The organism is Undibacterium sp. Dicai25W (assembly GCF_049340505.1).
GTDB lineage: Bacteria > Pseudomonadota > Gammaproteobacteria > Burkholderiales > Burkholderiaceae_D > Undibacterium > Undibacterium jejuense.
This window is the reverse complement of sequence record NZ_JBMPOQ010000002.1, coordinates 154972-178698: the sequence shown is the minus strand read 5'-3', so window position 1 is coordinate 178698 and position 23727 is coordinate 154972. Positions and strand designations below refer to the sequence as shown.

The window sequence follows — 23727 nt, the reverse complement described above, 5'->3', positions numbered from 1 at the left end:
TACTTTCTTAAGAACATTATGCAGCTCGTCCAACTGGGAATAGCGCTCTTTGGTGTAAGCGTTGCTGCCACTGGTGACGAGCCAACCCAATATGAATAATGAAAAGTAAGGCACATGGAATGGCAATATTAAATTGATCAAATCTCATCCTGAGTGTCATCGATATTCCGACGTAAGCAATAAAAACGAGCATGGTGACCATAAAGCCAGTCTCATGCAATTGACTTTTTACTGCGTGATTTTTTAGCAGGCAATGGATGAAAAGCAGGCTGCCGAAACAGCATAGAAATGCGATGCGAAAAATTGCCGACGAGACTTCCGTAGTGGTGCATACAATAATCGTGAATACGAAATTGCTCGTCCAAAAAGCATAAATATTCTTCAATACACTGTTTAATATCAAACGGGTTATTTCCTGATTCGACGTCACTAACGGCGTCATCGATACGAGACTTTGTTCTTGTCTTCTTCCATAAAATGCCCAGCAAACATGCACTATTCGAACACAAAAAATCAAACTCAATCCGAACATCAATGCAATGAGTGCATATTGAACGATGTCCAAAAACATCATGTAGCCTACGATGAAAACAGCCAACAGGATAAAAGATAATAGTGGCTGAGACCAATGCGTGGAAGGGCCAAAAAGAAATGGCAATAAGCGATCCGGCTTTATTTCCTGCGTTGTTGCTCTGTTTAAAGAGTAGTCATAGAAATTTAATTTTCTTGCATATCCCTGATCGTTGGCGGTCGACGCGTTTTCGGATAGGTTATTTATTTTTTTTAAACTTTCTTGTCGGTAAAAAAGCCGATCTTTTTCTATGTTGAATATCCATTGCAATCCGCCGTATAGCATCAACAATCCCAACGGTATCATGAACCAAACCCGGTCAAATTTTTCTAAATTCCCTGAAAATAAACTCGTGATTGAGGATGATGGTAAGACGCCTGAAATGATTGCGTAGCCAGGAAAAACGAGGACAATGAAATCGTTACGAATAATCGACGCGACACCTACAAGCGCTAGGATACTCATTACCCAAATAGTGCCAGCTGAATATCCCGAGCTCAATTTTAAAGAGAACGTCAAAACGGTGGCGATAAGTAGGATAGGAATCGCGAGCGCTAATTTCATGTTAGCTTGGTAATCTGGAACAAGTTGCGCATTCGATGGAATATATTGCTGCCTGACAAAAAGCATCATCATAAAAGACCACAGGATCATTAAAATGGCGCAGGCAGCACTAAATCCAATGAGTATCGCAAGGGCGCAAGACTTCATAGTCAATCCAGATCCCATGTAAGCTAAAGTCAGACACAGGCCAGGCAAAATAGCGAATAGAAAGTAAAAAATTTTATAGTCTTTATTATTGATGTACTGATAAATTGGTTGCATCCAAATCTGCAATAGAATTTTCATGGCGAGTCCTCAGCTTATTGCGTTAATTCTATAAACAAGTCTTCCAAGCCCAATTTTTCTATACGCATGTCGGTATGCTGATGGAGTTCGCTGAGTTCTGCTTCAGAAAATTGTGCCAGCACACTGCTGTAACCATTCGCCAGTTCTGCGCGTTTCAGCGGGTTGCCTATGTCTAGCTTTTGTATCGTTGATGTGCTGCCAGTAATTTTTCGCGTGTTATCCATCAATAAATCTAAAGGTTGCTGCAAGCTGATGCATCCGTGATTTAAGAATGCCACGTCCATAGCAATGCGTTCCAGGTCGGACAAAATATGGGTAGAAAAAACGATCGTTGTTTGTTGATCGATCTGTGCAACCAACTCACGTAAAAAATCACGACGCCCTGCGGGGTCGAGGCTCGATACGGGTTCATCCAGAATCAATAGTTCAGGCTCATGCGCCAGTGCGCGGATAATCGATATTTTTTGTTTTTGACCGACCGATAATTTGTTGATGATTTTATCGGAAGGCAAATCCCAGTTGCGCATCAGCGTCGCTATCTTGGCTTCATTCCAGCGCGGATACATGGCTTTGAAATAGGCGAATAATTGCTTTGCGGTGAGCCAGCCGAAAATATCCGGCGTCTGTGGCACGTAACCAATTTTTGCCTTACTTGCTGCACTGAGCTGCTTGACGTTTTCGCCAAACAAACGGATTTCGCCTTGTTGGAAATCACGCAAGCCCAGCAAGCATTCAATGAGTGTTGATTTACCAGCACCATTGCGGCCTAATAAACCGATGATAGAGCCGCTGGGAATTTGCCAATTTAAGGATTTGAGTATGCTTTGTTGGCCGTAGGATTTGCTCAGGGAAAGAATGTCGACAGGTGCGCTCATGACTTATTGTCTTGCAAAATTTGTTGGAATAAATTCAGCACAGCTTTCGGTGCCAGTTCAAGTTGTTTTACTTCTGCGGCGAGTCGTTCCAGCCCCGGGCGCACTAACGCCAGGCGTTGCTCTTCATCAGAAAAATCTGCGGCTGGGGACGCAACCAGCATGCCGATACCGCGTTTGCGTATCAACAGCCCTTCGTTTTCTAGCAGACTATAAGCTTTTGATACCGTCATCGGATTCACACTTAATGCCAGTGCTACCTCACGAATCGAGGGCAGGGTGTCTCCTTGCTGTACCTGACCGCTGGCACTCAGGCGACGCAACTGCTCCATCAATTGACGATAGATAGGTTCGCTGCTGCCCGTGCTAACCTGAAAGATGTCAGGCGGTAGTAGTTTTGGTGGACTCATGGTGAATAGTCTTTTTTTTGAATTGGTGCATTACTATACTAATGCACTAAACTTGAAAGCGCAAGCTCAAAATAAAAAAAACCCGTACATCGTTGATGTCGGGCTTAAATAGCAGGGTGACAGCAATTCATGCTGTCATGACGCTTGATGAGATTTGACGGGTCGTATTCGCTCAACAGCAATCGGCGGTATTGATTTAACTAGTTTGTAATTCTTCAATCAACTGCAAAATCTCAGCACCATAGCTTTCCAGTTTTTTATCACCAACGCCAGAAATCGCGCGTAGGGAGATCAGGGTTTGTGGGGCTTGGCGGGCGATTTCGCGCAGGGTTGCGTCCGGGAAGATCACGTAAGCTGGAACATTGTGTGTACGTGCGGTTTCCACGCGCCACCAGCGCAGTTTATCGAACAGCGTTTGTTCCGCCATGGAGAGTTCTGCTTCGGCGTAATCTTTGGCAGATTGGCGTTTATGTTTGACGGCTTTTTCGGCTTTCTTGTATTGTCGCAGCTGCACCTTGGTTTCGCCACGCAAAACAGCGCGGGAGGCTTCGGTTAATTTGAGTGAGCTGAAATTTTCGTAATCCACCGCAACCAATCCTAGAGCGATCAATTGGCGTAATAATGCGCGCCATTCGGCTTCACTTTTATCCGAGCCTATGCCGTATGTCGATAACTGATCGTGCCGCCATTGGGTCACGCGCTCGGTGTCAATGCCGCGTAAAATGTCGATGACGTGACCAGCAGCAAAACGTTGATCGACCCGGTAAATAGTCGACAGAATTTTTTGTGCAGCAACGCTGCCATCAAATGAGGTGGGTGGGCTCAGGCAGGTATCGCAGTTGCCGCAGGGTTCTGAAGCCTGACCGAAATAATCGAGGATATGAACCCGGCGGCAGTTTAAGGTTTCACACAGCGACAACATGGCATCAAGTTTGACGCCCTGGACGCGCTTGAATGTATCATTCGCCTCGGATTCATCGATCATGCGCCGCTGTTGTACGACATCTTGCAAGCCATAGGCCATCCATGCATTGGCGCTGGCACCATCGCGACCAGCGCGACCGGTTTCCTGGTAATAACCTTCGACGCTTTTTGGTAAATCCAGATGCGCTACAAAACGCACATCGGGTTTATCGATGCCCATACCAAACGCAATGGTGGCGCACATGACGATACCGTCCTCACGCAGAAAACGTGCCTGATTACGGCTGCGTTCTTGCATATCCATGCCTGCATGATAGGGCAGGGATGTAATACCGTTTTCATTTAAAAATTCGGCGGTTTCTTCGACCTTTTTACGCGACAGGCAATACACGATACCGGCGTCGCCAGTGTGTTGTGCATGAATGAAGTCGAGTAACTGTTTGCGCCCATTGGCTTTTTCGACGATTTGATAACGGATATTAGGCCGGTCGAAAGACGATACAAATTGCAGTGCGTTTTCGAGTTGCAGGCGATGAATGATTTCATCGCGAGTTTGTTGATCTGCAGTCGCTGTCAGGGCGATTCGTGGCACGTGCGGAAAACGTTCGTGCAGTGCTGACAATCGTATGTATTCTGGGCGGAAGTCATGTCCCCATTGCGATACGCAGTGGGCTTCATCAATCGCAAATAAAGCGATGTCGATAATGTTTAAGAGTTCGAGACAACGTTGCGTGAGCAGGCGTTCAGGCGCAATGTAGACCAGATCCAGATCGCCTTCGCGCATTTTTTTCTCAACGTTCAGAATTTCTTCAAACGTCTGGGTCGAATTTAAAAACGCTGCGCGCACGCCAACTTCAGCCAGTGCATCGACCTGATCTTGCATGAGCGCGATCAGCGGTGACACGACGATGCCAACGCCTTTGCGTATCAATGCTGGAATTTGATAGCACAGTGATTTACCGCCGCCGGTAGGCATGAGTACCAGCGCATCGCCACCGTGCACTACGTGTTCGACGATTTGTCCTTGCTGCGAACGAAATGCTGGATAGCCAAATACCGTTTGCAGCAGGTGAAGCGCCTGCTCTTCGGTGCTGTTGTGATAACTGGAGGTGCTAAAAGACGACACTACTTATTCTGCCCATTTTTTTGTTTGTTTTGCGTCTATTTTACGCAATTCGATGTTGATGTCAGCAGGACGACAGCTTCTGATGCGACTAAGTTGAAAGATCTGGGTTGTGGTTCAGGTCTGGGATTGCTCTGGCAGACGATCAATCAAGGATGCTCTGGAATTGCTGTCGAAGTGCTGATTCTTTAGTTTTGATCGGCACGAAGCTTACCATGTTGGGACACCGATGAGCTTGGTTTTTGCCGGTATTCCACTTCATTAGAGTCGTTATCTTACATACTCCCCCTCTTTTTTTATAAAACATAGCAATTGTTATTATCAAAACAAGGGTAAATTTTTATACTAGTAGGGAGTATATTTTATGAGCGTTTCTTCGCCTACCTGATTTAATTGCCATCAATCAATCCGTGTCAGGTAACAACACACGTAAAAATAAATAGTGAACTTTTTAACAACTTATATTATCATTTAAATATTGTAAAAAAGAAAACATTGAGACGAATGGTGCTGTTTTTTAATACCTTATAAGTTTGAATTGAGATACGAATTGATTCTACCGATACTGCGTTCTCACCGTTGATAGTGGATTTCTTGCTGGCACCGGTACGAATGAATTAGCCCCTAGCCTAGACCAAGGATATGCCATGTATTTATCTTCGACATCCAGCAGCAATTCAAACCATTCAAGCCATTCAAGCCATTCAAGCAATGCAGGTAATGCAGGCAATTTCAGCAATCAGCAATTTTTTGAGATGCCTGAAATGAGCGATCTGAGCAAGACGTATTTTGCCGATTTTGATGAAAGAACCGAAATCGCCGCAAAGACGCCGACCCGCATGGGCAGCTATCAATTTACGGTGGTGCCGTTTCAGGCAGCAAAGGGAATGTTGATGCAAGTAGAACGTCATGGACAGCGCATCATTTCAGCGCATTTGCCGGCGATGTTTACGCGAGGTGAATTGCTATCAGCCAGTATGCGTGTGCGCGATACCGAATATTTGCTGGTTGCCGCCAACTCGGCATCGAAAATGCTTGCCAGTGGCAAACGCTGGCTAGGTATTTTCCGTGCTGATGGAAAAAACGTGTATGCGAATGTTTTTGACCAGCAGGTCATGCAGATTCAGCCGAACCAAGATGGTATTTCTATGGCGTTTTTGAATGGCGACAGAATGCGGATTAAGTTGTAAGCCAAAAGATTTCAGATGGTCGTGATTTGCGATCATCAACACTCATTGTCTCCCTGTAGTTTAATGCCGGTCTTTTTCGGATACGTTTGAAAAAACCGGCATTTTTTTTTGCAAGCGTGCCACAACGCGCTACATGTTTCAGCTACAAACAAGATCTGAATCATCGATAAGCTCATCAACTCAGATATTCTGCAAATGATGTGAATTGCATCGAATGCTTTTAATAATTTACGCAAGATTCGTATTTGGTTGAAATTTTAACCTGTCATATTTTAGTAATAAAAATACACTTGATTTGCGGATGTTATTTACTTACTATCTGCCGCAAGATGAATATGTTGACTAATACCCTTTAAAGCAATGATGGGTGTTGGATGATCGTGATATGAACTTGATCGTACATGGAAACTTGTCGGCTGATGTGGATTAGGAATGTTCATATTTCTCGATTTGAGGCAGTGCTTCAACCGCTTTTATCAGTTCGCTTTCCATACTTTATTTCGACTTTTTGTCGCCGAATTTTACGAAAGCGACTTGCGCCATTGCGTCCTTTCTCTACAGCAGAGTACGACAAACATTTCAAAGGGGCGTTTGTATGAATACCATGGCTATCTTGCTTTCAGCATTTGTTATAGCCGTTATCGGGTTAATGTTTTTTATCTGGACCCAAAGACGAGAACTCATCAGCACGAATCGTGAAGCAGCGGAGTCTATCTTTGGTGCCGGAGAAATCGGCGCAATCGAAGATCCTGCGTCAACCCGGACTTCGCGAGCAGCAATGCAAGAGGAAAGGCAGTCCGATGCGATCGTTTCGAAAGTCGATCCAAAAGAGATAGAAGAACGCATTGATGCTGACCGCTCAAGTGCGTCAGTTGCATTGCTGATGATGAGTTTCGCAGCGGCCTGGTTGCTGGCAGGTTCTTTTTTTGGATTAATCAGCTCAATAAAATTGAATGCCCCGGATTGGCTGAGTGGTGCGCTCTGGTTGACGTTTGGCGTTACCCGCACATTGCACCTCAACATTGTGGCTTACGGATGGGCGCCTATGGCTTGCCTCGGTTGTACTATCTGGATGTTGCCGCGTTTGCTGAAGACCACATTGATAGGCTCGGGTTATGCAATGCTTGGCGCGTGTGTATGGAATCTCTCTTTGTTGCTTGGTTTGATAGGCATTGCAAATGGATATAACACGGGATTAGAGTGGTTAGAAATACCAACGCCGATCGCATTGGGTATCGTTGTTGGCGGCGCATTAATTGCAATGCCACTCGTGTTTACGCTAGCGAACCGTAAGGCGACCCATTTGTATGTCTCTGTGTGGTACATCAGCGCAGCGTTGTTCTGGTTTCCAGTTCTGTTATTGGCCGCTAAGTTACCCATTCATTTTGGAATAGAACAGGCGACGATGAACTGGTGGTTCGGCCACAATGTGCTGGGGCTTTTTTATACGCCATTGTCTTTGGCATGCATTTATTATTTGCTGCCAAAAATTATCGGGCGTCCGGTCGAGAATTACAATCTTTCTTTGGTCGGTTTCTGGACACTTGCTTTTTTTTATGGACAGGTTGGTGGGCATCATCTGATCGGCAGTCCGGTTCCTGGCTGGCTGATTAATTTGTCGATCGTCCAAAGCGTGATGATGATCGTTCCGGTTGCTGCCTTTACGATTAATCAGCATTTGACAATGAGGGGACATTTTCGCCTTTTGCTTCACTCACCAACGCTGCGTTTTATCGTGTTCGGCGGCATGATGTATACGCTCAGTTCTGTCCAGGGTTCGATGGAGGCGCTACGCTCGATTAATACCATCACGCATTTCACACACTTTACCGTTGCCCATGCCCATCTGGGATTGTACGGTTTCGTGACGATGGTAATGTTTGGGGCGTTTTATTTCATCATGCCGCGTATACGTGGTTACGAATGGCCTTTTCCTAAATTGATTGCGCTGCATTTTTGGTTGGTTGTGCTAGGTTTTGCTTTGTATTTCATTGCCTTATCGTGGGCTGGATTTTTACAAGGCATGATGATGCTGGATGCAAGCCGTCCATTTATTGATTCAGTCGTTGTTACGCAGGCCGGATTGATAGGTCGCTCTATTGGCGGTGCTGTCATGACGCTGGGTCACATTGTATTTGTTGGTCACTTCTTGCTCATGCTTCTGCACCGTGGACCGCAGCGCGATCAGGCTGCTCTGCTTTGGAGAGATTACATGCCAACTCACGCCGTAGTAACGACCTCGAATTAAGAAGATAACGATATGAATAATGAAATCAAACTTCTTTTCGGCAGCTCGTTTATGTTGAGCATCGCCGTCTCCGCCTTGGTTGTATTGCCATTCACTGAATTTCGCAAGATCGAGGCACCAAAGGGATTGCGTCAGTACACCCAACAGGAATTGCGTGGACGTCAGGTATATATAGAAAATGAATGTATGGCCTGTCATTCGCAACAACCGCGTAGTCGCAGCCAGGCACCGGATTTCGAACGGGGTTGGGGGCGAGCACCTGTCGCCGCTGATTATTACTACGATAAGCCTGTGCTGTTGGGAACGATGCGTACCGGTCCGGATTTGTTTAATATTGCGGCCCGTCAACCAAGCCAGGATTGGCAACTTGGTCATTTGTATCAACCGCGTGCATATGCAGCGGAAAGTATCATGCCTAATTTCCAGCATTTATTTGTGCTGAAGGAACATGCTGAGACGAACGATAAAATAGTCAATTTGCCCCCAGCCTATGCACCACGACAAGGCGTCGTAGTAGCTGGTCAGCAAGCATTGGATTTAGTCGCCTATCTGATGGCACTTGACCATACGTATCCGGTTGATGATGCGCCAACAATTGGTCAAATACCAGCCAGTTTGCCGTCGGCGTCAAAATAGAGATTCCGGTATTTCGATCTTCGTACATTATTAATTACTGATAACGACCATGACCTCTATAAAACCGGATGCTGCTCAGCAACGTGAAAATGCTGATCCTGATGAACAAGTTAAACCAGTTCCTTTTGTACTGCTGTTTTTGATTGCGGGTTTATTTACCTGGGCAGTCGTTTATCTTGCCACGAGCGACCTGAGCGGCAATCAGAATTGGGGGGATTCTCGTACTGCAGCGGATTTTGCGGCGCCAGTTGCGACGACGAAAGTTGATGGTGCTGCTTTATTTACCGCGAATTGCGTCGCCTGTCACCAGGCGAATGGGAATGGTATCGCGGGTGTATTTCCTCCCTTGGCTGAATCCGATTGGATCGTTGCAAAGGAAGACGCAGCGATCCAAATTCTGATCCATGGCATTGATGGCGAGCTGACAGTGAAGGGCGTTGAATATCATGGTCAGATGCCCCATTTTGGCGCTAAATTCAATGACGATGAAATCGCGGCGGTGTTGACGTATGTGCGATCAAATTTTGGTAATCATGCGCCTGCTGTCAATGCTGCCAGTGTGAAGGCAGGGCGCGAGTATACCAGCGGACGCGACAAAGCCTGGGCTGGCGATATCGACCTTGCAGCGTTTAAATAGCGCCTGACCGAATTACGTTCTATGTTACGCACGGTCTTGATATGCAGTTCAATTTTACTGTTCGCTGTCATTGTCGCCGCACATCTGACCTTAAATTTCTCCGCATGGACTTCAGAGGACGTGCGTCGTCAACGTATTGCGACGACTCCACTTGAACTGCCAGAATTTGATTTGCTTGATGCTCAGGGTGAGCAATATCGATTTAAAAAAAATATTCAGCAAGGCGGTAAGTATGTTTTGCTCGGCTTTATTTACACCCGTTGCGCGACTGTCTGTACTCAGCTTGGCAATGAATTTCAGCAGCTACAGCGCGAGATTATTTTACGCAACTTGGGTGATCGGGTTAGATTGTTGAGTATTAGTTTTGACCCGACTAACGATACCCCGTTGGCGCTGCAGAATTATGCAAAGCGGATGAATGCTGATCCTAAAATATGGCGTTTCGCATCGGTTAAAGATCAGCGTGAGTTGCAGACATTGTTGAAGAGCGTTGGTATCGTCGTGATACCAGATGGCTTTGGTGGTTGGACGCATAACGCAGCGATTCAGGTTGTGCGTCCGGACGGCAGCTTGATACACATCTTTGATGTGACTGATATTGGGCATGCTTTGGCGCTGATCGCTGACAGTTCAGTGCAGCCATGATGCGCTATTTGACAAATAACGCCAGGTTATCAATGCTTTATTCTTCTATATCGGCATTGCGTGCGTCAGTGATGTTTACGACTATCCGGCGTTATCGGCTGGCATTATTGTGGGCTATCTATTTTGGTGTTCTTTTTGGTTCGCGCCGCTTTGTCGAACTCAATATGGTGCGTCACATGGTATGGCAATTCCCTGCATTAATCATCGGTGGTTTCAGGTTAGGAAAATATCTTCCCGCTTGCTGGCGTCTTAACTTTGAGCGCTATGATCAACTTGGTCTCAGCGGTATGGCTTTATTTATGGCGACGACTTCGATCTGGATGATTCCACTTGTAATTGATCTGGCAGTTCAAATTCCATTTATTGATGCGATAAAATTTATTTCGCTGTGGCTGACAGGACTTGTATTGTCGCAATCATGGCAGCGTGCAGGAGACGCAGTTCAGGCTTTCTTTCTGATGAGCTGGGCGATGATGGTCGTCACCATTGGTATGCTGTATCAGGAGACGGAGATTCGTTTGTGTAGCAGCTACCTGACGAATGAACAGGCCGATGCAGGAACCGGATTGATGATGACAGCGTCCATGTTAGTCGTTATATGGTTTTTCAGACTCTTTCACTGCTCACATCAACTGGAGATGTCTGCAGTGTTAGCAAAAAAAGGCCGGGGTTGACGGGTTATTTTGTCGCGGCAGCCTGATCCTGAGAAGCTAGTATACGAAAAACTTATTTTGGTGCTGCACCCAAACTTCCGGTGGACAGAGCAAGCGTTGCCGCAGTTGCCAGCGTCTTGTTATAACTATCGGATAAAGTATTTTTAGCCTGTAGCAATTGTGTTTCTGCGAGTGTCAGTTCGGTGATAGAGCCAACCCCACTGCGATAGGCTGCCAAAGCAGCGTCAAAGGTCGTCTGCGTCGCATCCAGTAAAGCTTGCGCTGCTATATAGGAGGTCATGCTCGTGTGCAATGCGTTGCGATTGACGATGATCTGGCGTACCGCGTCTTCGCGTACTTTGGTCAGGCGCAGGTCGGCATTTTCTGCCTCAATGCGGGCTTTGGCTAATGTCGTATTGCGCATCCCACCATCGTACAAAGGCATACTAACGCCAACAAACACCGTACCGCTACGGCGCGACCCCGATAGATCAACGGTAGGCGCTTGGGCACCGAGGCCAGGCAACGCGGTGACACTAACACCACCCGAGCTTTGCGCCAGTGAGGCGGCAACGAATACCTTGGGTTTAAATTCTGCTTCCTGAGACCGGATATTCGCCTGACTTGCCTGTTGCGCCGCATACGCACTCAGAACGTCAGGACGACGCGCGAGTGCATCAGTTAATACTTTTTCTACCGGCGTTAGCATCGCTGGTGATAACTCTCGCCCAGAAACGTCCGCGATGTTGAGCTTCGTTAACGGTGAGATTCCCATTGCAGAAAGTAGCGTCACATAAGCATCTTCTAAGGCACCGTCGGCCTGCACCTTGATCAGATTCGCCTGGGCACTGGCTTGCCGTGCCTGTGCCACTTCGATGACGGTACCTATGCCATGCTTATAGCGGTCTTCCGCCGCTGCTTGAATTGCCTTGATGTTTTCAAGTGATTTGGCGGCAGTTTTGACGTGTTCGCTGGCGCTGGCATGCGCGTAAAACGCCATCGTGATGGCGTAGATGAGTTGTTGGTGTGCAGCAGTAAAAGCAATGTTAGAAATGATGGACGCTTGTCTGGTCGTTTCTACGATTGCATCACGTTTGCCAAAGTCGAATAGCAGCCATTCCAGCGAAAGTGCAGCGACTGCACCGGACACAGAATCATTGCTGTTGAGATCAAACCCGTAGGCAGTTTTTGTGCTGCTACTTGAACGATATGCGCCGACAGCCAGACCATTGATTTTGGGCAGATACGTGCTGCGTGCCAGATCAACCGCCAACGCGGCCTGCCGTGCATCATTCCAGGCAAAGCGTGTTAATGGATTATTGGATTCAGCGAGATCCACTAAATCTGCTAAGGAATACGATTTGTCGTGATCGACTTCTGCCGCCAGTGGCAACACGCCTAGCGCTTTATTCGGCGTTAGCGTGTAGTCCAGCGATCGCACTGGCAGATCGCTTGTAGAGACGAATTGTCCATCGTTATTACTACCAGAGTTCCACGGACGATCTGGTCGTTCCGGCGCCAGATCATTTCCAGATGTACCATAGCTGCTCAGACAAAACGATGCTAACGCGAGGCCGATTGCTACATTACGCTGACGCATATTCTTTCATCCTATTATCTTGTACAAATCGCTGCGCATTGCTGATTTCGAGATCACGCATATGTATTTCAAGCAGATCATGAGTCGTCAATGCAGAGACATTGATGACATGTCTTACGTTTTCATTTGGATTGGGGCTTACTATTGCTATTGCTATTGCTGTGTTCATCTCAGACAGACGTTGCAATCGCGAGCTGATATGGGCGGGCATGCCAGCATTTCGCTTTATGCTGATGAGCAAAGAGCCCATCAGCAAGGCAATTTGATGCGCGGTTTGTTGTCTTGCATCGATCCAATCGGATGCGGGTCGTATCGATTCAGGTTCAAATCGTAACACTTCCAGATCGCGTTCTATATTGCTCAACGCGGCTCTTGCTGCACTCATTTGCCGATCCATCGCAGTACTTGTATTGTCGAGCCGTAGCTCACCCATTTGCTTGATGATGGCATCGAGTGCAGCATCAACGCGGGCCGCGATGGTGGTTGGCCATACATAGGTGTACACCAGATGTACCACCAGATTGCCAAACAAAATGCCGATCACGCGATCACGTATGCTTACCATGTTGAATGAAGGTGAATCACCTTGTATCACACACATAAAAAAGGCAAAAGCAATCTGCAAACCGGCATACGATATTTTTACATGTCCTCCAGCGACCCAAGCTGACAATAGTGCACCAAAAAATACGACTACTAATTGACTACTGATTGTATTGATGTCTGGCATGATAAATAAAATTGCAGAAAAACCGGCAATCGCACCGACCAAACAACCGAGAACCCTAAGCCGCAATTTTTCTAAGGTTTCGCCAGTGGTGCCTAGTGCCACCACGTAGCAGGTGATCAGACAAGTATGAATTCCAGGCCAACTCAAAGCTGAATAAATCAGATAGCAAACCATGGCAGCGCCAGTGGTTTTGAGTGCATAACGAACATGTTCCGGATTGCTAAATGCATCGGTGACAAAGAAACCTGACTTAACGGGAGCCGCGTGAGCTTTTGATTTTTCTACTGGGAGCTGAGCATGGTCAGAGCTAGTCAGATGGTTTAATGCAGCACTCAGTTCTTTGACAATATCCTGTCCATAAGGCGACAGTGGTGTTTTAGCTGGTCTGATATCAGCATGAAATTCGTCAGGAAATTCTCCTGCATTAATCGTTGAAGCAACGTCATTAAGTGCTTGCGAAAAATATTCTTTAATCGAGTCAGGCAGCAGATCAGGATGATTTTTTCTGATCAAATCAACGATCAATAGTAGTGGGGTTATTGATACTGTGAGGTGATTGAGTCGGGCGATGTCTTCAGCAGAGGAGGTTTTTTCAAGACTGGCAAATTTCAGATATTTGCTGACGCCTTCCGTTCCTTCGCGGACAATTTGCTCGAATTCGTGTGCCTTGTCGTGACCAGAGCGCAGTACCGCTGCCGCTAACATCAAACGTTGGGCGAGTGCTTTTTCTGCCAAACGGCGTGGCGCGGGACCAATGAGTAAATTGACGATAATACAGATAACTGCCGGAATACCTGCAATCAACCATGCGTACAATAAAGCATGCGTCGCCAGCTCACCGATTTGTACATGGCCAATCAAATCCAGCGAATACACAATGACCAATGCGAGAGTGGCACCAACGGGGCGTAACTTGCTGGCTGATGTGGCGAACAACATGAAGAAAGAAATGAGCGCCATACTAGCGACGCGTAATATCGGTTCATCAATGACCACCATGGTGATCAGAAACACGATACCTATCACGAGTGAAATCAGTACGAGTATGGCGATACTTTGTATGATGCTGCCAACCCGATCAGGTTTAAGTAAAAAGAACACCAGATAAACCGTCAGCGCAGCTTCGGGTGTTTGATAATACTCGACGGCAAACGTTGTGAACACACAAATGAGCGCTGCCCTGATGGCGAATTCCAGCCTGCCGGGAAAAGGTCTGAGCAGGTGGTGTAAATTCAGCATAGTTCAGCGCTCAGATTGAAGAACCGTATGAGAAATAGTGAGCCCATGCTCATTTGCAAGCCGCACCGCGCTTCACTTCAGCAATGGCACTAGCGCCGAGACGTGTGACTTGTGCAGGGGGATTTTCTAATTTGATCCGTACCGGAAAGCGTTGAGCGACCCTCACCCAATTCAATGAACGTTCGACGTAAGGGACTGAGCGCGGCAAGACGATATGACCGGTATCCATGACGCCCCAACCTATACCCTGAACTACGCCTTTGATTGGTAGTTCGCGATCTATCATGGAATACACAGTGACACAATTTCCGGGGGCGATATGTTGCAGGTCAATTTCTCTGAAGTTCGCAATCGCAAACCATTCTTCTGTATTAATCAGCGTGAACAAACTTTGTAAAGGAGCCAGCATCTCGCCAGGTGATGCACTTAAACCGACAACTCTACCAGCAGTTTTGGCGCGGACTGTGGTGTCTTCCAACGCCCGTTGCGCAATCGCTAATGCGGCCTCACGTGCATGCACGGCAGCTTCGGCACTGGCGGTGGTGTCGATCGCTTGGGCGGCGGCAGATTCTTGTTCTTTGGCTTGTTGCAACGAAGTTTCTGCGTCGCGCTCGGCAACCTGTGCCTGATCCAATTGCTGTTGCGGCACATAACCTTTTGCTGCCAGTGGACGCAATCGTTCGACAGTGCGGTTAGCTAAAGCCAGATTGGTGTTGCTACGATGGGTTTGCTTTGCCGCCACTTTGGCACTGGATTGCTGGACTGCCAGTGCGCGTTTTTTGGTTTCTAAAGTGGCTTGAGCCAACTCCAGATCCGCTTGCGCTTGCGCCACTGCCAGACGATACGGAACCGGGTCGATCTGGTACAAAATATCACCCGGATGGACTGCTTGATTCTCGGTCACAGACAGAGAAGCGAGGCGGCCACCGACGGGGGCGGCAACATGCGTGACATCCGCGTCAATTGAAGCATCGTCGGTAGAGGGGGACTGTGACCGTTGGTGCCAGACATACATGGCTAACATGATAGCGATGGCGATGATGGTCAATGAAATCAGTTTGCCAGTCAGGCCTTTTTTGGGGGAGTTTGTTTTCATTGTCCGAACCATGTTATCCAAATGAGTAAGGCGCCAATCAATCCGATTGCGGAGCAAACGAAAAGTTGAAATGGCAATATGGTCGAGAGTTTTAAAGCGATCATCGCAATTCTGGCGACGATTGCGATCATTATCCCTATGAGGGCACATACCAACCACGCAGGAAAGAAGGTGCCAAATAAGGTGAAAGAAGGGGAGGCGGGATGCGCACATGCGCTTAGGCTCAACGCCAGCAGCGGGCTCACTAATCCACCCGGGTAGCCTCTCAATTTTGTCACATTTTGCATTTCAAAAATTTTCTATGTAAAGATGAGGCTTGGGCTACTACTGAGAGTTTTTTACCTTTGTCAGCGGCGCGATTTTATTCTATCGATAACACTTGTGTCAAAGGCAATTTTTCCTCCATGCGTGGTTTTTTTTATGGAATGCAATGCGTCTGGGATATGACCTTATTCAATTTGACGAGGCGCGGTGAGTTTTTCTAAATCGCTGAGCCAGAGAATGGCATGTTCGCGATCAGAGCCGCACATCTCCTCGGATGCTTGCAGTCCAGCGCAAAACGCTGGACGTTCTGTCTTTCCAAATATCATGCAGCGATTATCTTCACTCAGTTGTATGCAGCGCACGCCGGCCGGTTTGCCGTCTGGCATGCCGGGAATGGGGCTTGTTATGGAGGGAGCGATGCAACATGCACCGCAATGGTCACGACATTTCATTGAGCGATTGTTTGGTTTTCTAAAGTGAGCAGATTTTAATCGACTTGTCGCTGATACGATATTGTCTTCGGTCCGATTCTTGCAGATGCTGTTAAATAGAAATCAAGCCTTTTTCTGCATTTGATGCCTTAAATTTAGCATTTCATCGCATTCTGATGGCGATTTCTGCTCGCTTATCCGATGATGCGAAGCACTGGGTGCTTGACGGTGTTTTGGTAGAGGATTACATTACTGACTCAAAAGTAAGTTACTTCGTTTTGCGTTTTCTAAAGGATAAACGGAGTAAATAAGTCAGTAAAAGTAAATCAGACTATTTAAATTATGTCATGTCCATTTAAACCCAAATGGGAGCGTCGCAAAGAAGCACGCCCACAGGAACTGCTCGCTGCTGCTCTGGATTTGTTCGTTGAGCGCGGGTTTGCGGCAACACGTCTGGATGATGTCGCTAAGGCTGCGGGCGTGTCTAAAGGGACACTGTATCTATATTTTTCGAGCAAAGAGGATTTGTTCAAGGCCGTTGTTCGCGAAAGCATTGTGCCGCTGATTGGTGAGGCAGAAGGAATGATCGGTGAATTTAGCGGCGATAGTGAAGAATTGTTCCGCGCGGTGATGACGAATTGGTGGCAAAACATAGGAACAACCAAGTTGTCCGGTTTGCCTAAGCTAATGATGGCAGAAGCGGGGAATTTCCCTGAACTTGCTCGCTTTTATCAAGAAGAAGTTGTCAATCGCGGTGAAAAGTTGGTGGCAACTATGCTGGCACGAGGCATGCAACGCGGTGAAATTCGTGAAGTAGATTTAGAAATTGATGCCAGATTACTGATTGCACCGATGTTGATGATGATGATGTGGAAACATTCTTCTGGCGTTTGTATGGTAGAAAAAGAAAAATTGGGAACCTATCTTGAGCACTATATCGAAATGGCCTTGCATGGGCTGATGATAAAAAAGCTGAAGAAATCGTAGCTTGGCATTAAATACTGATGTTAATTAGGTAATATTCTGTAAATTGACACCCTAGAGCGTAATTAGATGCCTGGTTTGCATGAAAAAAACGCGGTAATTATCAATCAAGGCATGTGCTTTGATAAAATGCGGGTTCCCTTAATTTTGCAATCGAGTGAAGAAATGACTATCGAAAAAGCCCGCTTCAACATGATAGAACAACAAATTCGTCCATGGAACGTGTTGGACAAGGACGTTTTGGATATGTTGATCGTTGTAAAGCGTGAAAATTATTTCCCGGAAGATCAAAAGACTCTGGCTTTTTTTGACACTGAGTTGCCACTGCCTGATGGCTCAAAGGCGATGAACCCAAAAGTCGAAGCGCGTATCGTGCAAGAACTGAGTCTCAAAAAATCTGAATCTGCGTTGTTGATCGGCGCTGCGTCTGGCTACCTGGCAGCATTGCTAGCGCACATGACGCGTCATGTGACGGTACTTGAAACATCACCGGTATTAAAAGAATTGGCAGAAAAAAATCTGCATGCCGATGGTGTGCGCAATGTCGCGCTATTGCAAGCTGATGGTATTTCTGGTCAGCATACTGGCAACTATGATGTGATCGTCGTTGCAGGTGCGTTGGAATTGATTCCTGAAAGCCTGCTGAAGCAGTTAAATGTTGGCGGTCGTTTGTTGGCAGTTGTTGGTCAATTGCCGATGATGCACGCACAATTAGTAACACGTACTGCCTCAGGATTTACCGAGCGCAGTGTGTTTGACACAGTTTTACCACCACTGGCTGGTGTTGAGCCTGCATCGACATTTAAATTTTAATCTCCTTACTTAAAATAGAAATCGTATGCAAAACATCACCGCCACTGAACTTGCCACATGGCTTGCTGACAAAAGTAAAAATCCACCGGTCTTACTCGATGTAAGGGAACCTTGGGAGTATGAAACTTGTCACATCGACGGCGTGCAATTGATGCCCATGCAAACCGTGCCTGCACGCTTCAACGAGCTCGACGAAGATGCGGTGATTGTTTGTATTTGCCACCATGGCGGACGCAGTATGCAGGTGGCCAATTTTTTGGAACGTCAGGGCTTTACTCAAATGATTAACCTGACCGGTGGTGTGCATGCGTGGGCACTGCAAGTCGATACCGACATGCCGACCTATTAATCTATTTTATTTATCCGGAGTGTTGAATGCGTAATCCCGTTATTGCGGCCCTGCTTGCAGGTGCTTTATTTTCTGCACAGGCAAATGCAGCAGACTTACTGCAAATCTACAAAGATGCGCTTGCCAATGATGCGCAATTTGCGAGTGCGCGGGCGTCGCAAGTGGCAGGACTGGAGAAGGCGACTCAAGGACGTGCTGGTCTACTGCCGACTGTTGCTCTGTCTGGTAGCGACACCCGGACGAATAGCAACTACGCTTCAGATAATCCTTTGGTTGGCGGGTCTGGTACCAATTATGCAAATAACGTTCAACTAAATTTGGTACAACCATTGTTTCGTTGGGCCAACTGGCAGCAATACGAACAAGGTAAATTATCAGTCGTTGCCAGCGATGCACAATTTTCCCAGGCGCAGCAAGATTTAATCGTTCGTGTTGCACAGGCTTATTTCGATGTCCTGACAGCTCAGGATAATTTGATTACTTTGCATGCGCAGCAAGTCGCAATTTCGGAACAACTCGCCTCCGCAAAACGTAATTTTGAAGTGGGTACTGCGACAATTACTGATACGCATGAAGCACAAGCGCGTTACGATCTGGTCATTGCGCAAGAGTTTGCCGGTCAAAGTGATTTACAAATCAAGCGCTCGGCCTTGCAACAAATTATAGGCAAAGAAGCTGGTGATTTGTCTATGCTCAAGGTTGGCATAAAATTAGATGGACCAAAACCAGAACGGATTGAAGATTGGGTTTCTTCCGCAGAACAACAAAATTTCAATGTCGTTGCCTCTCAGGTTGCAGTTGAAATCGCAAAGCGCACAATAGAAATTAATCGTGCCGGACACTACCCAACTATTGATTTGGTCGCTGGTCGTGCGAGAAATTCTGCAGGCGGTCAGGGCGGTTTAAATGGGAACGGGGTTTCGACTGGAAACTCTATCGGTGTGCAATGGAGCGTCCCAATTTTCTCCGGTTTTGCGGTCAATAGCAGAGTCACTGAAGCAATTGCATTGGAAGATAAGGCTCGTAATGATTTGGAAGCGGCACGTCGCGCTGCTGCTCTTGGCGCACGTCAGGCCTACGTTGGTGTTACCAGCGGTTTAGCACAGGTGAAGGCGTATGAAGCAGCGGAAATTTCAAGCCAATCCGCGTTAGATTCTAATAAGCTCGGTTACCAGGTCGGTGTGCGAATTAACATTGACGTTTTGAATGCGCAACAGCAGTTGTACACAACGCGTCAGACGCTGGCAAAAGCACGCTATGACACCATCATGAATGGGCTGCGTTTGAAAGCGGCATCGGGTATTTTGAAAGAGGATGATCTGGCTCAAATTAATATGTTGTTAGATCACTGAGATCACTAAGGTCACTGAGATCAGCTAATAAAAATAAAAACCACTTATTTGTAATGGCACATAAGTGGTTTTTTTATGTCTACCCTGGATCCAAAACGAAATCCTGGTGCAGACTTCGTCTGTGAAAGTTGTCAATGTTAAGAGAAACTCAAGCCAACCAAACTTTCACTTCGACAACGATGTAGTGACCTAAAATCACGATCATGAAAAATGGAAAGAACGCGATCACACTTTGCGCCACAATCTTCCATGGCAGCCACATGTCTTTGGGTGTGATCGGCCCAACCGCCCAAATACAGGCCAGAAACAACATCACGACCGAACAGCAAAACATCATCAACAGGAATCCATTTGGATTGTACGGTGCGTCTATACCTACCAGAATGCACCAGGTAAGCCACGCGGTTGCCGTGGCAATGATTAAGCGTTGGCTACATTCTAAGGCGGAAAAAATGCGCATGGTGGGCTCCTGGAGAGAAAAAGGTGGCTGTTAAACGTGCTTGATTAATGTGGCTAAATAAGGTGGCTAAATAAGGTGGCTAAATAAGGTGGTTTTTTAAGCTTGTTGTATATGCTGAAAATGAAATCACGGTTTTGTTTTGCAATTTATATCGACTGCTGCAAATGATCAATTAATTCATGCAAAGCTTTTGTCAGTGCTTTCACGGAACCCTGCATATCCCACTCATCATTATCGATATTGACACAATTTGAGATCGCTCTGATTTCAAGAAAGCGTTGTTGCTCTTGTTGGCATACGTGAAAAAAAGCAGCTCCTTCCATATTTTCAATATCGGCGGCACTTGTGTCAATAAATGCTGCCATGGCAGCATTGACAGAAACGCTTGTCGCTAAAGGAAAGAGTGGGTCCTCCGGCAAATGATCACAAGTCAGCGTATGACGTCATTCAAACACCATATCAATCGGCAGATCTGCCATGTGTACAAAACCAGCGGGTGTAAAAAAACCCAAATCAGCTTCTACCTCACTGTTGACCAGCACCACATCGCCAATACTAAATGTCGAATGGGGAAAGACACCAGCAATGCCGGCGAGGATTAAAATGTCTGGTTGCTGTTGTATTGCCTTCATCGTTGCATAGGCGGTAGCAGTCAGACCAACGCCAGAAATCATGCTGGCGACGTCCTCGCGGTGGAATAAACTGGCTTCAGTTTCGGTAGGAAAAAGGATAATGATTTTCATATTGTTTCGATTGTCGCAGCGCAGTTTTTATTTGAGTTGCCGATTGTAGTTTGACTATTCTTAGTACCGTTTCACATTTGCAAAATTATCTTCGCTGTGCATCAAATGTTGGTCGATAGCGTGTCGACAGATTGGTTCTTAAGAGCGAGTAGCAGAATTGAAATAACTCCAAATCCACTTTCCTATTGATAGCGCCGCCGCTATGGTTCCCGCCGATATTGTTTAATTTTATATTGTCTTTTACTTCATTTCTGCAAATTTTTTGTTAAATATTCTTGGATAGTGCTGACTAATGTAGCTTCTTGTTAAACGCGCTTGATCTTCTTGTTTTTAGATGTGTATGATGAACTGGTACTATCAAAACACTCTATTTTAGGCTTGCTAAGCCACCTTGAAATCTCTGCAAGGACCTCATTTTGTCCATGCAGATCGTTTGAAATTATTCTCATGCAATATATCAGTGACCCAAGTCTTGTTTCCACAGAGTATGCTCAGTACGGACTTGCGCAAGAAATTGATGCATACAAAAATCGCAGGGTAACGAGTGATTTGTACACAATATCGTTGATTGGTCCGTTGTTTTATATGATCGCGAGCGGATTAACTATTGGTCTGGCTGATTATTTTCAAGGTCGTGTCTGGCTGATGTTGATTCCCGGGCTGGCTTTTTTATTGCTGTGGTGGCAGCGCTATCATCATATTCCTCCCACTCCCGGGGCTGATCACGAGGAATACGTGCGGTGGAACCGGCAACAATGGTACTTGATTCATCTGGGCGCTTTGATTTGGAGTGGTATTGCCACGTCAACTGCTTGTATTGAGCTACATACCAGTAATGCGGTGATCGTGACGATGATTACGACGATTGCGTTTAGCACAGCCGCTAGCCACTCTTTTGCCATGCATCCACAGCAGGCGAGGTTATGCATCATTGAGTTTGTATTACCACCAACTTTTATATATTTATTTTATGCGGTAGATTTGCGTGCAATCGGTATAGCGATCTGTATCTATTTTGTTTATCTGATGATGAATCTGCATGGTAATGCCAAAGAATATCGAAAGCAGATCGAAACTGAAGTGATGTTGATACAAAGTCGCGCTGAACTTGCGCAATTGTCTTTGACTGATGCCCTCACCGGTTTGCCGAATCGCCGAAGTTATGAGGCAACATGGAATCATGTCTGGCGGATCGCGGCACGCAAAAATGATGTGTTAGGTTTGTTAATTATTGATCTCGATTTTTTTAAAAAAGTGAATGACCAATATGGACATCTGGCGGGTGATGCCTGCCTCAAACATTTTGCACAAATTTTGCGTCAACAAATACGGCGCGATAGCGATGTCGTTGCTCGTATTGGCGGAGAAGAATTTGTCGCCATTTTGCCGGGTGTGACCAACGAACTAGCCTATTCTATGGCAGAAAATTTACGCCATGTATTAGCTGAAATGCCGTGCGAAATTGCTACGCAAAAAATTTATCTTACTGCCAGTATCGGTGCTGGTATTGCCGACTGGACTAAAGATAAAACCCCTGCAGATACTTTTCAGCGCGTCGACAAGGCATGTTATCAAGCGAAAGAACAAGGGCGCAATCTTGTGAAATGTGCTTAAGCAATTCTCAGGCAATAAACAAATTGATGTTGTTTTGCGTTTTTGGCATATCAGGGAAAGCGATTTGCAAACGCTGATCAGATAAATGTAAATGCTTTTCACAAACTTGCGCGAGAACGGTACGAAAGTCCGTCGTTACTGCAACGTCCCTACCTTCGTATAATTGATTCGTACCAAGTCCGCGCCAATCGCCATAAACTTTACCACCAGCGACTTTGCCACCAAGCACCCACATCACGTTGCCGTGACCGTGGTCGGTGCCACCATTGCCGTTCTGTTTTGCGGTGCGACCAAATTCCGACATGACGATGATTGTTGTATCGTCAAATAGGGTATCGAGACGTTTGACCAGATTTGCTAATCCTTGCCCCAGTGGCACCAGACGATTAGCAAGCTGACCTTTGGCCGAGCCTTGATTCGCGTGCGTGTCCCAGCCACCAAGTGCCATAAATACCATCTGAATTTTAGGATCATTGCGCATCAAACTTGCAACGCGATTTGTGTCATCGGGAAAACCTGCTGGTAACGGTGCGCCGCCGTTGGCAACTTGTTGTTCGTTTTCCATAGACGCGCCCATCATTTCTTGATGTGCTTCACGTGCATCCTCATAGGCTTTTGCGTATTTGGGATTGCTTTGATAAAGTTTCTCAAATGCGTTCCCTACTTGAGGCTTATCGAGGACGTTAGCTTTAGTGCCCGCCGCCCCGCTTGCGATGTTGGTGGCGACCGTATTACCCGACAGAATACGAGGCATCACGGCGCCAATACTGACTCCGCGAGTCGGTGTCGATGTACTACCTGGTAATCCTGCTAGCACGCGATTCATCCAACCATCGCTAGTGCCTTTTTTGCCCGGTGTGGCAGATTCCATGTAGTCCTGCGCATCAAAGTGTGAGCGAGTTGTATCAGGTGATCCGCAGGCATGGATAAACGCGAGTTTTTTTTCTTGCCATAAGTCGTGGAGATCGGCAAGTGCTGGATGCAGGCCAAAATATCCATCAAGATTGAGTGCGCCATTTTCTTGTCCGGGGCGTCCTAGCGCGATCGTTGGTCTGAGACTTGCATAGTTCGGATCCCCAAATGGAGCTACAACATTAAGACCATCGATTGCACCTCGTAGCATAATGACGACCAGCTTCTTTTGGTTTTCATTATTACCAGCAGTCGTCGCTGCCCAGATATTTCTTCCAAATAGCAATAAGAGTCCAGAACCAAGACTAAGGGAATGTAAAAAATTTCTTCTTTTCATGGCAAACTCTCAAACAGAAAAATATCTTAAAAATACAAAACCCGA

25 protein-coding genes are annotated in these 23727 nt (G+C 46.4%); 12 read left to right on the top strand and 13 right to left on the bottom strand.

What is annotated here, in order from left to right; genetic code table 11:
* Nucleotides 1-16: 16 nt before the first annotated feature.
* The 4 genes from ACO0KY_RS03845 to recQ all read right to left on the bottom strand — a co-directional run bounded on the left by ACO0KY_RS03845 (nt 17) and on the right by recQ (nt 4752).
* The gene (locus tag ACO0KY_RS03845; RefSeq protein WP_423044416.1) at nt 17-1288 is read right to left on the bottom strand and encodes a hypothetical protein; all 1272 of its coding nucleotides are present in this window, start codon (nt 1286-1288) and stop codon (nt 17-19) included.
* A gap of 146 nt (nt 1289-1434) precedes the next feature.
* Nucleotides 1435-2295 (bottom strand): ABC transporter ATP-binding protein, encoded by an 861-nt coding sequence (locus ACO0KY_RS03840; RefSeq protein WP_423044414.1) that lies wholly within the window; start codon nt 2293-2295, stop codon nt 1435-1437.
* On the bottom strand, nt 2292-2702 hold the full coding sequence (locus ACO0KY_RS03835) for a GntR family transcriptional regulator (RefSeq protein WP_423044412.1): 411 nt from the start codon (nt 2700-2702) through the stop codon (nt 2292-2294). The genes ACO0KY_RS03840 and ACO0KY_RS03835 overlap by 4 nt, the downstream gene beginning before the upstream one ends.
* Before the next feature lie 196 nt (nt 2703-2898).
* Nucleotides 2899-4752 carry a DNA helicase RecQ gene (gene recQ, locus ACO0KY_RS03830; protein ID WP_423044410.1) on the bottom strand — a complete coding sequence of 618 codons (1854 nt, stop codon included), beginning with the start codon at nt 4750-4752 and terminating at the stop codon, nt 2899-2901.
* A gap of 644 nt (nt 4753-5396) precedes the next feature.
* Between recQ and ACO0KY_RS03825 the strand changes: the two genes are divergently transcribed.
* The 6 genes from ACO0KY_RS03825 (at nt 5397) to ACO0KY_RS03800 (ending at nt 10779) form a co-directional block, all read left to right on the top strand.
* Nucleotides 5397-5939, top strand: coding sequence for a hypothetical protein (locus tag ACO0KY_RS03825; protein WP_423044408.1), 543 nt, complete (start codon nt 5397-5399; stop codon nt 5937-5939).
* Between the two features lie 595 nt (nt 5940-6534).
* A complete protein-coding gene (locus tag ACO0KY_RS03820; RefSeq protein WP_423044406.1) occupies nt 6535-8187 on the top strand; it encodes a cbb3-type cytochrome c oxidase subunit I in 1653 nt (550 codons plus the stop codon).
* A 12-nt stretch (nt 8188-8199) separates the two neighbouring features.
* Entirely contained in the window at nt 8200-8823 is a 624-nt protein-coding gene (locus ACO0KY_RS03815) for a cbb3-type cytochrome c oxidase subunit II (protein WP_423044404.1), read from the top strand.
* Nucleotides 8824-8872: 49 nt separating this feature from the next.
* Nucleotides 8873-9460, top strand: a complete 588-nt coding sequence (locus tag ACO0KY_RS03810; RefSeq protein ID WP_423044402.1) for a c-type cytochrome — start codon at nt 8873-8875, stop codon at nt 9458-9460.
* Nucleotides 9461-9481: 21 nt separating this feature from the next.
* Complete coding sequence (locus ACO0KY_RS03805) at nt 9482-10105, top strand: SCO family protein (protein ID WP_423044400.1); 624 nt, start codon at nt 9482-9484, stop codon at nt 10103-10105.
* A 32-nt stretch (nt 10106-10137) separates the two neighbouring features.
* On the top strand, nt 10138-10779 hold the full coding sequence (locus tag ACO0KY_RS03800; RefSeq protein WP_423044398.1) for a hypothetical protein: 642 nt from the start codon (nt 10138-10140) through the stop codon (nt 10777-10779).
* A 52-nt stretch (nt 10780-10831) separates the two neighbouring features.
* Here the strand turns inward: ACO0KY_RS03800 and ACO0KY_RS03795 are convergent, their stop codons facing one another.
* Genes ACO0KY_RS03795 through ACO0KY_RS03780 form a run of 4 tightly spaced genes read right to left on the bottom strand, consistent with a single transcriptional unit; the run spans nt 10832 to nt 15578 of the window.
* Complete coding sequence (locus ACO0KY_RS03795; protein WP_423044396.1) at nt 10832-12358, bottom strand: TolC family protein; 1527 nt, start codon at nt 12356-12358, stop codon at nt 10832-10834.
* Nucleotides 12345-14327 (bottom strand): FUSC family protein, encoded by a 1983-nt coding sequence (locus ACO0KY_RS03790; protein WP_423044394.1) that lies wholly within the window; start codon nt 14325-14327, stop codon nt 12345-12347. Before ACO0KY_RS03790 ends, ACO0KY_RS03795 begins: the two co-directional genes overlap by 14 nt.
* 49 nt (nt 14328-14376) lie before the next feature.
* Nucleotides 14377-15423 carry a multidrug transporter subunit MdtN gene (gene mdtN / locus ACO0KY_RS03785; RefSeq protein WP_186911452.1) on the bottom strand — a complete coding sequence of 349 codons (1047 nt, stop codon included), beginning with the start codon at nt 15421-15423 and terminating at the stop codon, nt 14377-14379.
* Nucleotides 15420-15578, bottom strand: coding sequence for a hypothetical protein (locus ACO0KY_RS03780; RefSeq protein WP_423044672.1), 159 nt, complete (start codon nt 15576-15578; stop codon nt 15420-15422). Before ACO0KY_RS03780 ends, mdtN begins: the two co-directional genes overlap by 4 nt.
* Here ACO0KY_RS03780 and ACO0KY_RS03775 point away from each other — a divergent pair.
* A complete protein-coding gene (locus tag ACO0KY_RS03775) occupies nt 15502-15684 on the top strand; it encodes a hypothetical protein (RefSeq protein WP_423044676.1) in 183 nt (60 codons plus the stop codon). The two genes, ACO0KY_RS03780 and ACO0KY_RS03775, sit on opposite strands and share 77 nt — an antisense overlap.
* A 188-nt stretch (nt 15685-15872) precedes the next feature.
* Here the strand turns inward: ACO0KY_RS03775 and ACO0KY_RS03770 are convergent, their stop codons facing one another.
* Complete coding sequence (locus tag ACO0KY_RS03770) at nt 15873-16139, bottom strand: YkgJ family cysteine cluster protein (RefSeq protein WP_422994533.1); 267 nt, start codon at nt 16137-16139, stop codon at nt 15873-15875.
* Between the two features lie 321 nt (nt 16140-16460).
* Here ACO0KY_RS03770 and ACO0KY_RS03765 point away from each other — a divergent pair, with 321 nt between their 5' ends.
* The 4 genes from ACO0KY_RS03765 to ACO0KY_RS03750 all read left to right on the top strand — a co-directional run bounded on the left by ACO0KY_RS03765 (nt 16461) and on the right by ACO0KY_RS03750 (nt 19616).
* On the top strand, nt 16461-17105 hold the full coding sequence (locus ACO0KY_RS03765; protein ID WP_423044392.1) for a TetR/AcrR family transcriptional regulator: 645 nt from the start codon (nt 16461-16463) through the stop codon (nt 17103-17105).
* Between the two features lie 162 nt (nt 17106-17267).
* Nucleotides 17268-17915, top strand: a complete 648-nt coding sequence (locus ACO0KY_RS03760; RefSeq protein WP_423044390.1) for a protein-L-isoaspartate O-methyltransferase family protein — start codon at nt 17268-17270, stop codon at nt 17913-17915.
* Nucleotides 17916-17940: 25 nt separating this feature from the next.
* Nucleotides 17941-18264, top strand: coding sequence for a rhodanese-like domain-containing protein (locus ACO0KY_RS03755; RefSeq protein ID WP_186912602.1), 324 nt, complete (start codon nt 17941-17943; stop codon nt 18262-18264).
* A gap of 26 nt (nt 18265-18290) precedes the next feature.
* The gene (locus tag ACO0KY_RS03750; RefSeq protein ID WP_423044387.1) at nt 18291-19616 is read left to right on the top strand and encodes a TolC family outer membrane protein; all 1326 of its coding nucleotides are present in this window, start codon (nt 18291-18293) and stop codon (nt 19614-19616) included.
* A gap of 148 nt (nt 19617-19764) precedes the next feature.
* On the opposite strand, the gene ACO0KY_RS03745 is transcribed toward ACO0KY_RS03750, so the two are convergent.
* The 3 genes from ACO0KY_RS03745 to ACO0KY_RS03735 form a co-directional block, all read right to left on the bottom strand.
* Nucleotides 19765-20076 carry a hypothetical protein gene (locus ACO0KY_RS03745; protein WP_423044385.1) on the bottom strand — a complete coding sequence of 104 codons (312 nt, stop codon included), beginning with the start codon at nt 20074-20076 and terminating at the stop codon, nt 19765-19767.
* Between the two features lie 146 nt (nt 20077-20222).
* Nucleotides 20223-20441 (bottom strand): hypothetical protein, encoded by a 219-nt coding sequence (locus ACO0KY_RS03740; protein ID WP_423044383.1) that lies wholly within the window; start codon nt 20439-20441, stop codon nt 20223-20225.
* A gap of 78 nt (nt 20442-20519) precedes the next feature.
* On the bottom strand, nt 20520-20819 hold the full coding sequence (locus ACO0KY_RS03735) for a hypothetical protein (RefSeq protein ID WP_423044381.1): 300 nt from the start codon (nt 20817-20819) through the stop codon (nt 20520-20522).
* A 447-nt stretch (nt 20820-21266) separates the two neighbouring features.
* Between ACO0KY_RS03735 and ACO0KY_RS03730 the strand changes: the two genes are divergently transcribed.
* On the top strand, nt 21267-22433 hold the full coding sequence (locus ACO0KY_RS03730) for a GGDEF domain-containing protein (protein WP_423044379.1): 1167 nt from the start codon (nt 21267-21269) through the stop codon (nt 22431-22433).
* A 7-nt stretch (nt 22434-22440) separates the two neighbouring features.
* Here ACO0KY_RS03730 and ACO0KY_RS03725 read toward each other — a convergent pair whose 3' ends face one another.
* Entirely contained in the window at nt 22441-23682 is a 1242-nt protein-coding gene (locus tag ACO0KY_RS03725; RefSeq protein WP_423044377.1) for a DUF1501 domain-containing protein, read from the bottom strand.
* Nucleotides 23683-23727 lie beyond the last annotated feature (45 nt).

What these genes read in the sequence shown, in the direction of transcription:
- ACO0KY_RS03840 (WP_423044414.1), bottom strand. Translation starts at nt 2,295, where the DNA reads ATGAGCGCACCTGTCGACATTCTTTCCCTGAGCAAATCCTACGGCCAA.
- ACO0KY_RS03835 (WP_423044412.1), bottom strand. Translation starts at nt 2,702, where the DNA reads ATGAGTCCACCAAAACTACTACCGCCTGACATCTTTCAGGTTAGCACG.
- ACO0KY_RS03825 (WP_423044408.1), top strand. Translation starts at nt 5,397, where the DNA reads ATGTATTTATCTTCGACATCCAGCAGCAATTCAAACCATTCAAGCCAT.
- ACO0KY_RS03820 (WP_423044406.1), top strand. Translation starts at nt 6,535, where the DNA reads ATGAATACCATGGCTATCTTGCTTTCAGCATTTGTTATAGCCGTTATC.
- ACO0KY_RS03815 (WP_423044404.1), top strand. Translation starts at nt 8,200, where the DNA reads ATGAATAATGAAATCAAACTTCTTTTCGGCAGCTCGTTTATGTTGAGC.
- ACO0KY_RS03810 (WP_423044402.1), top strand. Translation starts at nt 8,873, where the DNA reads ATGACCTCTATAAAACCGGATGCTGCTCAGCAACGTGAAAATGCTGAT.
- ACO0KY_RS03805 (WP_423044400.1), top strand. Translation starts at nt 9,482, where the DNA reads ATGTTACGCACGGTCTTGATATGCAGTTCAATTTTACTGTTCGCTGTC.
- ACO0KY_RS03800 (WP_423044398.1), top strand. Translation starts at nt 10,138, where the DNA reads ATGCTTTATTCTTCTATATCGGCATTGCGTGCGTCAGTGATGTTTACG.
- ACO0KY_RS03795 (WP_423044396.1), bottom strand. Translation starts at nt 12,358, where the DNA reads ATGCGTCAGCGTAATGTAGCAATCGGCCTCGCGTTAGCATCGTTTTGT.
- ACO0KY_RS03790 (WP_423044394.1), bottom strand. Translation starts at nt 14,327, where the DNA reads ATGCTGAATTTACACCACCTGCTCAGACCTTTTCCCGGCAGGCTGGAA.
- mdtN (WP_186911452.1), bottom strand. Translation starts at nt 15,423, where the DNA reads ATGAAAACAAACTCCCCCAAAAAAGGCCTGACTGGCAAACTGATTTCA.
- ACO0KY_RS03775 (WP_423044676.1), top strand. Translation starts at nt 15,502, where the DNA reads ATGGTCGAGAGTTTTAAAGCGATCATCGCAATTCTGGCGACGATTGCG.
- ACO0KY_RS03770 (WP_422994533.1), bottom strand. Translation starts at nt 16,139, where the DNA reads ATGAAATGTCGTGACCATTGCGGTGCATGTTGCATCGCTCCCTCCATA.
- ACO0KY_RS03765 (WP_423044392.1), top strand. Translation starts at nt 16,461, where the DNA reads ATGTCATGTCCATTTAAACCCAAATGGGAGCGTCGCAAAGAAGCACGC.
- ACO0KY_RS03760 (WP_423044390.1), top strand. Translation starts at nt 17,268, where the DNA reads ATGACTATCGAAAAAGCCCGCTTCAACATGATAGAACAACAAATTCGT.
- ACO0KY_RS03755 (WP_186912602.1), top strand. Translation starts at nt 17,941, where the DNA reads ATGCAAAACATCACCGCCACTGAACTTGCCACATGGCTTGCTGACAAA.
- ACO0KY_RS03750 (WP_423044387.1), top strand. Translation starts at nt 18,291, where the DNA reads ATGCGTAATCCCGTTATTGCGGCCCTGCTTGCAGGTGCTTTATTTTCT.
- ACO0KY_RS03745 (WP_423044385.1), bottom strand. Translation starts at nt 20,076, where the DNA reads ATGCGCATTTTTTCCGCCTTAGAATGTAGCCAACGCTTAATCATTGCC.
- ACO0KY_RS03740 (WP_423044383.1), bottom strand. Translation starts at nt 20,441, where the DNA reads ATGGCAGCATTTATTGACACAAGTGCCGCCGATATTGAAAATATGGAA.
- ACO0KY_RS03735 (WP_423044381.1), bottom strand. Translation starts at nt 20,819, where the DNA reads ATGAAAATCATTATCCTTTTTCCTACCGAAACTGAAGCCAGTTTATTC.
- ACO0KY_RS03730 (WP_423044379.1), top strand. Translation starts at nt 21,267, where the DNA reads ATGCAATATATCAGTGACCCAAGTCTTGTTTCCACAGAGTATGCTCAG.
- ACO0KY_RS03725 (WP_423044377.1), bottom strand. Translation starts at nt 23,682, where the DNA reads ATGAAAAGAAGAAATTTTTTACATTCCCTTAGTCTTGGTTCTGGACTC.